Below are 12925 nucleotides of genomic sequence, written 5' to 3'. Positions count from 1 at the left end.
CAACAACAAGGGACGTCCCATGCACAAGCCGCTTCGCTCCATCCTCGCCCTGACCCTGCTCGCAGCCACCGGCCTGGCCCAGGCCGAGGACTGGCAACTCGCCAAGCAGGAAGACGGCATCCAGGTCTATACCCGGGCCGTCGCCGGCTCCAAGTACAAGGCCTACCGTGGCGTGGTCCAGATCAAGGCCGATCCGGCCACCATCGCCAAGCTGCAGGACGATCCCGTGGGTTCCTGCAAATGGATCTTCCGCTGCCAGTCGCTGCAGGTGCTCAAGCGTCAGGACAACCAGGCCTGGACCTACATGCGCATCGACATGCCCTGGCCGGTGACCGCCCGTGACGTGGTGCTGCACATCACCGAGCAGAAGACTCCCGATGGCGGCTTCACCCGCACCCTCGAAGGCCAGCCGGACTATCGTCCTGCCGCCGACGGCTACGTACGGGTCGCGAGCTTCCAGGGCCAGTGGCGCGTGGTGCCGAAGAACGGCGGCTCGGAAGTGACCTACGAGGCCCAGAGCGAGCCGGGTGGCAGCGTGCCGTCCTGGCTGGCCAACAGCTTCGTGGTGGATGCCCCGCTCAACACCCTGAAGGGCCTGCGCCAGGCCGCGCAGCGCTGAGCGACCGCCCTCGGGCAGCGGCCTGGCCCACTGACGCCAGGCCTGTTTATTACCACCCCTGTGCCAAGCAGTGGCGGTCCGCCCGCATTCCTGGGCACACGCTCTTAATACCACCCCTATGATTTTGAGGCATGAAGGGCGAACCCCTCTGCCTTGGCGGTGGCAATCAATGAGCAGATACGGTTGTTGCCCGACTGCGTCTCTTACGGCGCCAGCCATCCACCAGCCGGAAGGCCAGCAGCGCGGCGCCGATGGTGGCGTAGAGCGCCCACTCTTCCAGGTCCGAGCGCACGATCCAGAGGTAGTGCAGCAGCCCCAGGCCCAGCACCAGATAGGCCAGCCGGTGCAGCTCCTTCCAGCGCTTGCCCAGGCGGCGCATGGCCGGGCGATTGGAGGTGACGGCCAGGACCAGCAGGATCAGCAGGGCCGCGGCACCGACGATGATGTAGGGGCGACGCTGCAACTCCACGCCCAGTTGCGACAGGTCGAAGCCCAGCACGAAGGCCAGGTAGCCGAGGAAGTGCAGCAGGGCATAGGTGAAGGTCCAGAGGCCAAGCTGACGGCGGATCACCGGCCAGAGCTTCCAGCGGGTGAGGCGCGACAGCGGCGTCAGACTCAGCGTCAGCAGCAGCAGCACCAGGGCGCCGGTCCCCAGTTTGTCCACCAGCGCCTTGCCCGGATCCGGGCCGAGGGCAAAGATCCAGGCCTGGTACAGCCACCACAGCGGCGGGCAGAGTGCGGCGACGAACACCGCGACCCGCCAGAGCAGCAATCCCATCAGTAGTTTCTCCGCAGATCCATGCCGCTGTAGAGCGAAGCCACTTCCTCGCCATAGCCGTTGAACATCAGCGTCGGCCGCACGTTGGGGCTGAACAGGCCACTGGGCAGGCGCCGTTCGCGGGCCTGACTCCAGCGCGGGTGGTCCACTTCCGGATTGACGTTGGCATAGAAGCCGTACTCGTTGGGCGCCATGCCCTGCCAGGTGGTGCGTGGCTGCTCGGCCACCAGGCTGATGCGGACGATGGACTTGATGCCCTTGAAGCCGTACTTCCAGGGCACGATCAGCCGCAGTGGCGCGCCGTTCTGGTTGGGCAGCACGCGGCCGTACATGCCCACCGTCATCAGCGTCAGCGGATGCATGGCCTCATCCAGGCGCAGGCCTTCCACATAGGGCCAGTCCAGCAGGGCGAAGCTGGAATTCATGCCGGGCATGTGCTGCGGGTCCTTGAGCGTCTCGAACCTCACATAGCGCGCCTTGCCGGTGGGTTCGACCCGCTTGAGCAGGCTGGCCAGCGGAAAACCCAGCCAGGGGATGACCATTGACCAGGCCTCGACGCACCTCATGCGGTAGATGCGCTCTTCCAGGGTGTCGGGGCCGAAGAGGTCTTCCAGGCCGTAGGTGCCGGGTTTGCCCACCTCGCCATCGACCACCACGCTCCAGGGCTGGGTGGGCAGCTGCGCGGCATGGGCGGCGGGATCGCTCTTGTCCGGCCCGAACTCATAGAAGTTGTTGTAGTGGGTAGCGTCCTTGAAGGGCGTGATGTCCTCGCCCTTGACCGTGGCCGCCTGCCAGCGGGTATCCGGCAGCTTGCGTTCGAACCAGTCCGGGCCCTTGGCGGCTTCGACGTCGCCATAGCTGGAAGCGGCCGCCAGCGCCCAGCCGGGCAGGGCGGCGCCGGCGAGCAGGGCGCCGCTGGCACCGAGCAGCTGGCGCCGGGACAGGTAGACGGCTTCGGGGGTGATCTCCGACCCCAGGCAGGCAGAGCGCGGAACGATCTTGATCGGCATGACGGACCTCGGTGGGGTGCGCTCGCAGGAGAGCGGCTGGCTAACAGCGTGAGACATCCCGGTCGTGAAAAGCTTCCCGGGCCCACGATAGCCTGCCGCCCCGGTCCGGCGGAAGGCCGTTACGCGCCTGTCAGCCGGCCGTTCAGGTCGCTGCCAGGCAGGCCCGGGACCCCGTGCCATACTGCCGCGACCTCGCGCCCTCAGGAGTCCCCGATCAAGAAGCTGATCAATAGCCCCACCGCGGTGGTTCGCGAACTGCTCGAAGGTCTCGTCAGCCTGGATCCCGGCCTGGCCCTGCTGGCCGCGGAACAGGTCATCCTGCGCCAGCCCCTGGCCGCTACGGGAGATCGCCTGGTGGCGGTGATTTCCGGCGGCGGCAGCGGCCACGAACCGGCCCATGCCGGCTATGTGGGCGAGGGCATGCTGACCGCCGCGGTGGCGGGAGACGTCTTCACCTCCCCCAGCGTCGATGCGGTACTGGCCGCGATCCGGGCGGCCGCCGGTCCTGCCGGGGCCCTGCTGGTGGTCAAGAACTACACCGGCGACCGTCTCAACTTCGGCCTGGCCGCCGAATTGGCGCGCAGCGAAGGCATTCCGGTCGAGACGGTGCTGGTGGCGGACGACGCCGCCTTGCGCCATACCGTGGCGCCGGAAAAGCGCCGGGGCATCGCGGGCACCGTGCTGATCCACAAGCTCGCGGGCGCAACAGCCGCCGCCGGGCGCCCCCTGGCTGAGGTAGGTGCCCTGGCCCGCGCCGCGAGTGCCGACCTGGGCAGCATGGGGGTCGCCCTGGGCGCCTGCACGGTGCCGGCGGTGGGGCACCCGGGTTTCCAATTGGCGGACGACGAGGTGGAATGGGGCCTCGGCATCCACGGCGAGCAGGGCGTCGATCGCGGTCCCCGACTGGGCGCCGACGGCACCGTGGCGCGACTGCTGGATACCCTCATCGAAGACGGCGGCTATCCCGCTGGCACGCGCCTGGCGCTGCTGGTCAACGGCCTGGGCGCGACGCCGCCGCTGGAACTCGCCCTGGTGGCGCGGGCGGCGCTGAGCCAGTTGCGCCAGCGGGGCCTGGTGGTGGAACGCGCCTGGACCGGTACCTTCCTCAGCGCCCTGGACATGCCCGGCTGTTCGCTGTCGCTGCTGCCGGTGGACGAGGCGCGCCTGGCGCTGCTCGATGCGCCGACCCGGGCGCGGGCCTGGCCGGGTGACGGCCGGGTCCCGGCGGCGCCCACCCTGCTGCCCGCACCCGCGGCGGCAGCCGAAACTACTCCTCATACCCCCGGTCCCCTGGCAGAGCGGCTGCAGGCGGCGGCAGATGCCGTCGTCGCCAGCCTGCTGGCCAACGAGGCCCGCCTCACCGATCTGGACAGTCGCGCCGGGGACGGCGACCTGGGCGCCAGCCTGGCCCGTGGCGCTGAAGCCATGCGCGCCTTGCCCGCCAGCGTCTGGTACACCCCGGCCAGCGCCCTGGCAGCCACGGGTCAGGCACTGCGCCGGGCCATCGGTGGCAGCTCCGGACCCTTCTACGCCTGCGCCCTGATCCGCGCCGCTCAACTGCTGGACGGGGTGGAGCGACCCACGCTGGCGCAATGGGCCCAGGCCCTGGATGGTGGCGTCCAGGGCCTGGCCGAACTGGGTGGCGCCCAGCCGGGCCAGCGCACCATGCTCGATGCCTTGCGCCCGGCCGCGGATGCCCTGCTGGCCGGTGCCCAGGCGGGCGCCAGCCCGGCACAGGCCTTTGCCGCGGCGCTCGCCGCCGCCCGTCAGGGCGCCGAGGCCACCGCCGGGATGCTGCCGGCCCAGGGCCGCGCCAGCTACCTGGGCGAACGCGCCCGCGGCATTCCCGATGGCGGCGCCGTGGCGGTGGTCTGCTGGCTGGAGGCCCTGGAACCGGTGATCACCCGCTAGGTCGAGCCAGAGCCCTGGCCGGTGCCGCGGCGTCCGGGCCAGCCATGGCGGCAGCCCAGCGAGAGCAGGGCGCCGAGAAAGGCCAGCACGAATTCCAGGGCCACATAGGCGCTCCGCCAGCCGCGCAGACCGCTCAGGCCCTGGACCACCTCGCGAACGGGGCGCGCCAGCAGCAGGCCATAGGCGAAATGCACCAGCCGGTCATAGTGATTGCGCCTCAGACCCAGCGCCTCGTCCAGGCGAAAGCCGGTCAGGGCCTGCCAGGCCTCCTCGTAGGGCACCTGGGAATAGGTGTAGAGAGCGCCAATCTGGTGCAGCACCAGAAAGCCGCAGAGTTGCAGACTGGCGCTGGCCGGCAGCTGGAAGCGCCGCTGCACGAGGGCGACGCCCGCCAGCACAGCGATCACCAGCAGCTGCTCGATCATCCAGGTAAGACGGTCGCTGGGTGCCCAGCCGAGCGTCAGGGTCAGTAGCGCGAGCATCAGCAGCAGGGCGAGTTGCAGGCGAGAGCAGTGGGTGGTGTTCAAACAGCGGCACCTTGTGCGGAAAGCGGAGCACCGCGACGGCGATCCCGGCAGCATGGACCGGTCTTGGCGCGCTGCCGTTCGAGCGCAGCGGCCCGGTATCGGCGCGGCTTCGCTGGTAAAACCGCAAGCGCGACGGAGGCACCGGCGCCGCTTGCCGGCGGTCCCACGGGCAGGTCTATCCGTTATTCTGGAGCTCCTCCGATGCCCATCGTGCCCAAGCTCCCGGCCTTCGATTCGAGCCTGGCACTGCTGCGCGAAGGCTATGCCTTCATCAGCAATCGCTGCGAACGCCTGGAAAGCGATGTCTTCGCCCTGCGCCTGATGCTCCAGGACATGACCTACCAGGTACCGACCCAGGACCTGCGCATCGACCTGGCCCGCATGCCGATGCGCCCGGCCAGCGGCCTGATCCTGAGCGAGGTTCAGGCGGTGCAGCGGACGCGCAGTTCGGTCAGCTAGGCGGCCCGCGCCGCCACCTGGGAGCGCGCTGTCAGCAGACTCACCACCACGAAGCTGACCAGGCTCAGGCCGAGGCTGAAATAGATCGGTGTATTGGCCTCCAGACCGTCCTTGAGCATGAAGACGATGGCCGCACCGGAACCCAGCAGCATGCTGGCCAGGGCACCCGCCGTGGTGGCGCGCGGCCAGAGGATGGCCCCCAGCAGCGGTACCAGGATGCCACCGACCAGCAGGTTGTAGGCCAGGGTCAGGGCGCCGATGACGTCATTGACCAGCAGGGCGATGGCGAGCACGGCGAGACCGGTGAGCAGGGTGAACAACCGGGCCATGCCCAGGGTCGAGGCCCGGCCGCCACGCAGTCGCGGCAGCAGGTCCTCGGTCAGGGTGGTGGAGGCCGCCAGCAGGCCGGCACTGGCGGTGGACATCATGGCGGCCAGGGCGGCGGCGATCACCAGGCCGCGGATGCCATCCGGCAGGGCGCTGCGGACGATGGCGGCGAAAGCGTTGTTGGCGTCGGCGAGATCCGGCAGCAGCACCCGGGCGCACATGCCGATCAGCGCGCCGACCAGGCCGTAGATCACGCAATAGACGCCGGCCAGGCTGCCCGCCACACGCGCCACGCCCTCGCTGCGCGCGGTGAAGACCCGCTGCCAGATGTCCTGGCCGATAAGGATGCCGAAGAAGTAGATCAGGAAGTAGGTGAAGATGGTGTCGTAGCCGAGGGTGGTCAGGGCGAAGGCGCTGGCCGGCAGCTTGGCCACCAGGGCATCCCAGCCACCGACCCGGGTCAGGCAGATCGGCAGCAGCACGAACATCAGGCCCGCGGTCTTGATGACGAACTGGACGATGTCGGTGAGCGTCAGGGACCACATGCCGCCGATGCTGGAATAGATCACCACCACGCTGCCACCGAGCAGGATGGCGCTCCAGAAGGGCAGCTCGAACAGCACCTGGATCACCGTGCCCATGGCCAGCACCGAGACCACGCTCAGCATCAGCGCATAGACGAACATGATGATGGCGCTGGCCTGCCGGGCCAGGGGCGTATAGCGCCGTTCCAGCACCTGGGTCACGGTGTAGATGCGCAACTTCAGCAGGGGTTTGGCGAGAAACAGATTGAGCACCAGGATGCCACCGCCCAGCATGGCGCACAGCCAGAAGCCGGACAGCCCGTGGACGTAGCCCAGGCGCACCGTGCCCACGGTGGCGGCGCCACCCAGCACCGTGGCGGCCATGGTGCCCAGGTAGCAGGCGGGGCCGAGGTTGCGACCGGCGACGAGGAATTCTTCCTGATTGCGGGCGCGGCGCATGCCGTACCAGCCGAGCAGGAGCATGGCCAGGGCGTAGGCCAGAACGACGGAAATATCCAGGAGCATGATGGAGTCTCTTGCAGGACTAGACAGGGCCGGGCGCACCGACCCCGTGACAGGGTTCAGGTATCAGGCGGCGCGGATGCTCGGGAGCGCGGTGCGGGCACGACTGCGTCTGGGGCGGCGCGGGCCGGCCGGGCCATAGACGGCCGCCGGTTCCGGGAACAGCCGGAGCAGCAGCAGATAGAGCAGGGCGGCGCTGCCCAGGGCCAGCGGCAGGCTCAGGTCGATGCCGCCCGCCAGTTCACCCAGAGGCCCGACGAACTGACCGGGCAGATTGACGAAGGCGAGGCCGAGCAGGGCGCTGGGAATCCAGGCGCCCATGCCGCGCCAGTTCCAGCCATGCTGGAACCAGTAGCGGCCACCCTGCTCGCCGCGGGTGAACACCTGCAGGTCGTCCGGGCAATAGAAGCCGCGGCGGACCACCAGCCCGAGGATCATGATCACCATCCAGGGACTGGTGCAGGTCACGATCAGCACGGCAAAGGTGGAGACGCTCTGCACCAGGTTGAAGCTGAAGCGTCCGATGAAGATGAAGGCGATGGCCGCCAGCCCGATCAGCAGGGTCGCCCGTACCCGGGTCAGCAGCCGGGGCAGCACGCTGGAGAGGTCCAGGCCGGTGCCATAGAGCGCGGTGGTGCCGGTAGACAGGCCACCGATGATCGCCAGCAGGCACACCGGCAGGAAGTACCAGGCGGGCGCGATGGCCAGCAGGCCGCCCACATAGTTGTTTTGCGCGATGTAGTCCGGCGCCCGGGTCGCCACCAGCGAGGCGGTAGCCAGGCCGAACAGGAAGGGGATCAGGGTGGCGGCCTGGGCCGCGATCACCGCCAGCAGGATGCGCAGGCGGGGCGTCTGCCGCGGAATGTAGCGCGACCAGTCGCCGAGAAAGGCGCCAAAGGACACCGGATTGCTCATGGCCACCAGGGCCGCGCCGATGAAGGCTGCCCAGAAACCCGGCTGGCCCGCTTGCAGGGTGCCGGCGTAACCGGCGTCGAAGCTGCCGGCGAAGGCCGGGATGCCGAGCAGGAACAGCAGGCTGGCACTGACCACGGCGATCTTGTTGACCCACAGCATGAAGCGAAAGCCATAGAGGCACACCGTCAGCACCAGCACGGCGAACAGCCCGTAGGCCAGTCCCAGGCTGAGCGCGTTCTCCGGCAGTCCGACCAGGCGCTGGGCACCGCCCACCAAGGCATCGCCGGAACTCCAGACCGACAGCGAAAAGAAGGCGATGGCGGTCAGCAGCGAGAGAAAGGAGCCGACGATCCGGCCGTGGACGCCGAAATGAGCACCGGAGGAGACGGCGTTGTTGGTGCCGTTGAGCGCGCCGAACAGGCCCATGGGCGCCAGGATCAGCGCGCCACACAGGACCCCGCTCGCGATGGCCAGTACCCCGGCCTGGAAGGACAGGCCGAACAGGATCGGAAAGCTGCCGAGCACGGCGGTGGCGAAGGTATTGGCGCCGCCGAAGATCAGGCGGAACAGGTCGAAGGGGGTGGCATGGCGTTCGTGGTCGGGAATCTGCTCGACGCCAAAGGTTTCGATACGGGTGATGCCGTCATGATGGTCCATGGATGACGCCTCGACACGGTTATACGCAGGCCGGACCCGCGTTCTTGTTGTCAGCGGACCAGGCGGTCCGCCGGTGTTCGGCAGCGAAAAGACAGCGGGTGGGCGACCGTCATGGCGGGTCGCCGCACCTTGGAGCGTCAGCGGTAGGCGACCCCCGGGAGCACGCAGAGCATCTCGTAGAGCAGGTTGGCACCGAGCAGCGCGGTATTGCCGGTGGTGTCATAGGGCGGCGAGACCTCGACGAGGTCGCAACCCACCAACTCGAGCCCTCGGCAGCCGCGGATGATCTCCAGTGCCTGGATGGTGGTCAGGCCGCCGATCTCCGGCGTGCCGGTCCCCGGCGCCCAGGCCGGGTCGATGCTGTCGATGTCGTAGGACAGATACACCGGGCCGCCCCCGACCCGCTCGCGCACCTCGGCCATCAGCGGCGTCAGCGATCTGTGCCAGCATTCCTCGGCCTGGACCACCCGAAAGCCCTGCTCGCGGCACCAGTCGAAGTCGTCGGCGGCGTAGCCCTGGGCGCGCAGGCCGATCTGCACCACCCGGTCGCAGTCGAGCAGGCCTTCCTCCACGGCGCGGCGGAAGGTGGTGCCATGGGCGATCTTCTCGCCGAACATATGTTCGTTGACGTCGGCATGGGCATCTACGTGCACCAGGCCGATCTTGCCATACTTCTTCTTCATGGCGCGCAGGATCGGCAGGGTCAGGGTGTGATCGCCGCCCAGGGTGAGGGGGATGACGTCGTGCTCCAGCACCTGGTCGTAATGGGTCTCGATCAGCCGCACCGTATCGAGCAAGTTGAAGGTGTTGATGGCCACATCGCCCAGGTCGGCGACACTCAGGGAGTCGAAGGGCGCCGCACCGGTGGCCATGTTGTAGGGCCGGATCATCACCGATTCGCTGCGCAGCTGGCGCGGACCGAAGCGGGTGCCGGAGCGCAGCGAGGTGCCGATGTCGAGCGGGATGCCGATAAAGGCGGCATCGAGGCCTTGAGCGGAGGTGAGGTGGGGCAGTCGCAGCATGCTGGCGATGCCGCCGAAACGGGGCATCTCGTTGCCGCCCAGCGGCTGGTGCAGGATCTTTTCCACGGGTCATCCTCGTCGTTGTGATGCCCCGATTGTGCAAAGCCGATGGCGGCTGAAGAATCGGCCCGGGCAAAAAATCACTTCAGAGATTTCTGAACTAATGGCTAGACTGCCGGGCTGCGTCCACTGGAGTCCGCCATGGCCAATGCCCTCCACGACATCCGCCTGCTCAAGCTGTTCGCTTGCGTGGTCCGCCACCAGGGGTTCGCCGCGGCGCAGCAGGAATTGAACCTGTCAACCTCGGCCATCAGCACCTACATGAGCCAGCTGGAGGGGCAGCTCGGCGTCACCCTCTGTCATCGCGGCCGGGGCGGTTTCGCCCTGACCAGCAAGGGTGAACTCTTCCATCAGGAAACCCTGCGCATCCTGGGCGAGATCGAGGGCTTCGAACGCTATGCGACCACGCTCAAGGGCGAACTGAGCGGCACCCTCAATCTCGGCGTGCTGGATTCGCTGTCCAGCGAACCGGCGTTGCCGCTGGCCCAGGTGATCGGCCGCTATACCCATGACTATCCCGGCGTGCACCTGCACCTGGCCGTGACCAGCCCCTATGAATTGCAGCTCGGCGTCCTGGAGGGACGGCTGGATCTCGCCGTGGGCGCCTTTTCCGCGCGGATGAGCGGGGTGGTCTATCAGCCGCTGTATCGCGAGCAGCATTGGCTCTATTGCAGCGATCGGCATCCACTGTTCCAGGAGCGGCGCATCCCTGCCGAGATGATCACCCGCCAGCGGATGGTGCGACGCGGCTACTGGAGTCAGGCGGAGCTGGCTCGCCATGGCTTCAAGGAAAGCGCCGCCACCGTGGAAAGCATGGAGGCGCAGCTGATCCTGATCCTCTCCGGCGCCTATATCGGTTATCTCCCGGAGCACTATGTCCACGCCTGGGTCGACCAGGGGCGGCTCAAGGCCCTGCAACCGGCCACCTTCGGTTACCAGGCGCCGTTCTCCCTCATCAGCCGTCGAGGGCGCGGAAAGGAGCCGCTTATCCAGAGTTTTCAGCGCATCCTTAAAGCCCAGATGCAACATGCCGATAGTTAGTATGGCGATAACCAAATGGTTACCGTCGGCACCTGTGACGGCAGTTGGCCACTATTGAACTGGTTGATGTCGCACGGAGTAGATAACCCGCTAGATAAGGCACCCGCATGCGCACGAATTTGCCGGTCACCCAGCAAGGCCGTACCTTCAAGCAAGAGGAACGACTCATCTCCACCACTGATCTGCAGGGGAACATCACCTACTGCAACGAGGCCTTCATCGCCATCAGTGGCTATACAAGGGAGGAGCTGATCGGCAGTCCGCACAATCTGGTGCGTCATCCCGACATGCCGCCGCCGGTGTTCGGCCACATGTGGGCGACCCTCAAGGAAGGCAAACCGTGGATGGGCATCGTCAAGAATCGCTGCAAGAACGGCGATTTCTACTGGGTGAGTGCCTATGTCATCCCGATCCTCGAACAGGGCCGGGTGATCGGCTACGAATCCGTGCGTTCGCTGCCCAGCACCAGCGAAGTCCGTCGCGCCGGCGAGCTCTATGCCCGCATCAATGCCGGCAAGGCCCCCGTGCCCATGACTCGCCGCCTGGGCAGCGCCATCGCCGCCTGCTGGTCGACGGTGGCAGCCACTGGCGTCATCCTCGGCGGCCACTTCCTGCTTGATGACACGTCTCAGGCGGTCCTCATCGTCGCGGCGCTGCTGGGTATCAGCGGCCATCAGGTCTACCGCCAGCGCGCCAGCATCGAGCGCATCCTCGCCGATCATCCGAAGATGTTTTCCAGTGCCGTGGTCGCCCCGACCTACAGCGACCAGTGCGGCGCCCCGGCCCGCCTGGACCTGGCGCTGCACAGTGAAGCCGCGCGTCTGCAGACGGCCCTGACCCGGCTGGCCGACGTGGGCGACAGCGTGCGCGTCAAGGCGCGCGAATCCTCCCAGCTGGCCCAGTCCGAGGCCGAATTGCTGGATCAGCAGCGCCACGAGACCGACCAGTCCGCCGCGGCCATCACCCAGATGACCTCCACCATCCACGAGGTCTCGCAGAACGTCCAGGAGACCGCCCAGGCGGCGGCCAACGCCGAGAGCCTGGTGCACTCCGGGCGTGACAAGGCAGAAGAGAGCCTGACGTCCATGCGTGAACTCGGCGCGGCGGTCAGCGACATCGGCCAGGCCGTGGGCGAGCTGGCCAGTTCGACCCAGAGCATCGGCAGCGTCGCCGATGTCATCACCGCCATCGCCGAACAGACCAACCTGCTGGCGCTCAACGCCGCCATCGAGGCCGCCCGTGCCGGTGAGGCCGGTCGCGGCTTCGCCGTGGTGGCCGATGAGGTCCGCTCGCTGGCCTCGCGTACCCGTGAATCCACCGAGCAGATCCACCAGATCATCGCCAACCTGCAGGCCAATGCCGACCGCGCCGTGGCCACCGCCAGTCGTGGCGAAGAGACCTCCCGCCAGAGCGAACGCCATTCGGCGGCGGTGCGCGAATCCCTGGAAGGCATCAGCGAATCGGTCAGCCTCATTACCGCCATGAGCCAGCAGATGGCTACCGCGGTGGAAGAGCAGAGTCACGTGTCCGAGGATATCAACCGGCAGATCAGCCGCATCGCCGATCTCTCCGACCACAGCTCGGCCCAGGCCCGTCGCGGCTCGGAACTGAGTCGCGAACTGGAAGGCATGGCCGACTACCTGCACGACCTCACCGCCCGCTTCAATCGCTAGGGCGGAGCAGGGCGGCGGTGATCCGGTATGATCGCCGCCCCGATTCGCTCCGGAAGTCCCGATGTCCCGTCCCGCCTGCGCGCGCTGTCAGCGTCCCCTGTCACTCGGCCTGTGCGCGCTGATCCCCTCGCTGGCCAGTCGCACGCGGGTGCTGTTGCTGCAGCATCCCAGTGAGCGCCGTCACCCACTCAACACGGCACGCCTGGCCGCGCTGGGACTCAGCAATGCACGCCTCGAAATCGGTGAAACCTTCGCCGAATTGCCGCTCTGGCTCGCCGGCCATGACGCCTGGCTGCTGTTCCCCGGGCCCGAGGCGATGCGGGTGGATCTGCTGCCGCCCGCCGCTGCGACCGAGTCGCGACGGCTGCTGGTGATTCCCGACGGTACCTGGCGCAAGGCACGCCTGCTGCTGCATGCCAATCCGTTGTTGGCGGCCTTGCCCAGGCTCACCCTGCCACCCGGGGCGCCGTCGCGTTACCGGGTACGCAAGGCGCCGGCGGCGGCTGCGCTGTCGACCGTGGAGGCCGTGGTCGCGGCGTTGAATGCACTGGAGGCTCCGTCCCGCTTCGACGCCTTGCTGGCGCCTTTCGAGGCGCTGATCGACGGCCAGATCGCCGCCATGGGACCGGAAACCTTTGCTCGCAATCATGGCCGGGCAGCGCCAGGCGATTGAGGGAATTACCCTGCGGCCGGAAGACTCTACCTAGGGAGCCAGCAGAGGAGTCACCCCATGTCCCGCTTCCCGATCCGCCAGCACAGTGAATTCGCCAGCGTTACCGCCCTGGTCCAGCCCCGCGCGGGCGGTGAGCCCGATCAGCCCGATCCGGCGCCCATCCAGCCCAGCGAACCGGGCGAGCCCACCGTCCCCGATCAGGCGCCC

12 protein-coding genes and 1 pseudogene are annotated in these 12925 nt (G+C 67.8%); 7 read left to right on the top strand and 6 right to left on the bottom strand.

The window, feature by feature from the left end; translation table 11 throughout:
* Positions 1-19: 19 nt before the first annotated feature.
* Positions 20-619 (top strand): START domain-containing protein, encoded by a 600-nt coding sequence (locus GSQ95_RS12540; protein WP_007162268.1) that lies wholly within the window; start codon positions 20-22, stop codon positions 617-619.
* 166 nt (positions 620-785) lie between these two features.
* Here GSQ95_RS12540 and msrQ read toward each other — a convergent pair whose 3' ends face one another.
* Positions 786-1397, bottom strand: a complete 612-nt coding sequence (gene msrQ, locus GSQ95_RS12535; protein WP_158891655.1) for a protein-methionine-sulfoxide reductase heme-binding subunit MsrQ — start codon at positions 1395-1397, stop codon at positions 786-788.
* Positions 1397-2407, bottom strand: coding sequence for a protein-methionine-sulfoxide reductase catalytic subunit MsrP (gene msrP, locus GSQ95_RS12530; protein ID WP_158891657.1), 1011 nt, complete (start codon positions 2405-2407; stop codon positions 1397-1399). Before msrP ends, msrQ begins: the two co-directional genes overlap by 1 nt.
* A gap of 213 nt (positions 2408-2620) precedes the next feature.
* On the opposite strand from msrP, the gene GSQ95_RS12525 reads away from it, so the two are divergent.
* Positions 2621-4318 (top strand): dihydroxyacetone kinase family protein, encoded by a 1698-nt coding sequence (locus tag GSQ95_RS12525; protein WP_158891673.1) that lies wholly within the window; start codon positions 2621-2623, stop codon positions 4316-4318.
* Here the strand turns inward: GSQ95_RS12525 and GSQ95_RS12520 are convergent.
* Positions 4315-4845 (bottom strand): DUF2238 domain-containing protein, encoded by a 531-nt coding sequence (locus tag GSQ95_RS12520; protein ID WP_158891659.1) that lies wholly within the window; start codon positions 4843-4845, stop codon positions 4315-4317. The genes GSQ95_RS12525 and GSQ95_RS12520 overlap by 4 nt on opposite strands.
* Before the next feature lie 201 nt (positions 4846-5046).
* On the opposite strand from GSQ95_RS12520, the gene GSQ95_RS26495 reads away from it, so the two are divergent.
* A complete protein-coding gene (locus tag GSQ95_RS26495) occupies positions 5047-5304 on the top strand; it encodes a hypothetical protein (protein WP_256664567.1) in 258 nt (85 codons plus the stop codon).
* Here the strand turns inward: GSQ95_RS26495 and GSQ95_RS12510 are convergent.
* The 3 genes from GSQ95_RS12510 to speB form a co-directional block, all read right to left on the bottom strand.
* A complete protein-coding gene (locus tag GSQ95_RS12510; protein WP_158891661.1) occupies positions 5301-6680 on the bottom strand; it encodes a sodium:solute symporter in 1380 nt (459 codons plus the stop codon). The genes GSQ95_RS26495 and GSQ95_RS12510 overlap by 4 nt on opposite strands.
* 63 nt (positions 6681-6743) lie before the next feature.
* Positions 6744-8249, bottom strand: coding sequence for a cytosine permease (locus GSQ95_RS12505; RefSeq protein WP_158891663.1), 1506 nt, complete (start codon positions 8247-8249; stop codon positions 6744-6746).
* 137 nt (positions 8250-8386) lie between these two features.
* Positions 8387-9337: an agmatinase gene (gene speB / locus GSQ95_RS12500; protein WP_158891665.1), complete on the bottom strand. Its 951-nt coding sequence runs from the start codon at positions 9335-9337 to the stop codon at positions 8387-8389.
* A gap of 135 nt (positions 9338-9472) precedes the next feature.
* On the opposite strand from speB, the gene GSQ95_RS12495 reads away from it, so the two are divergent.
* The 4 genes and pseudogenes from GSQ95_RS12495 (at position 9473) to GSQ95_RS12485 (ending at position 12718) form a co-directional block, all read left to right on the top strand.
* Positions 9473-10372, top strand: coding sequence for a LysR family transcriptional regulator (locus GSQ95_RS12495; RefSeq protein WP_158891667.1), 900 nt, complete (start codon positions 9473-9475; stop codon positions 10370-10372).
* A 107-nt stretch (positions 10373-10479) separates the two neighbouring features.
* A pseudogene (locus tag GSQ95_RS27155) lies at positions 10480-10809 on the top strand (PAS domain-containing protein); the annotation flags it as partial.
* A gap of 93 nt (positions 10810-10902) precedes the next feature.
* Complete coding sequence (locus GSQ95_RS12490) at positions 10903-12045, top strand: methyl-accepting chemotaxis protein (protein WP_372240052.1); 1143 nt, start codon at positions 10903-10905, stop codon at positions 12043-12045.
* Between the two features lie 61 nt (positions 12046-12106).
* A complete protein-coding gene (locus GSQ95_RS12485) occupies positions 12107-12718 on the top strand; it encodes a tRNA-uridine aminocarboxypropyltransferase (protein WP_158891671.1) in 612 nt (203 codons plus the stop codon).
* The last annotated feature ends 207 nt before the right edge of the window (positions 12719-12925 follow it).

It is taken from the genome of Pseudomonas sp. BAV 4579 (genome assembly GCF_009765395.1).
Classification (GTDB): Bacteria; Pseudomonadota; Gammaproteobacteria; order Pseudomonadales; family Pseudomonadaceae; genus Chryseomonas; species Chryseomonas aestiva.
This window is presented reverse-complemented; position numbering and strand designations above follow the sequence as displayed.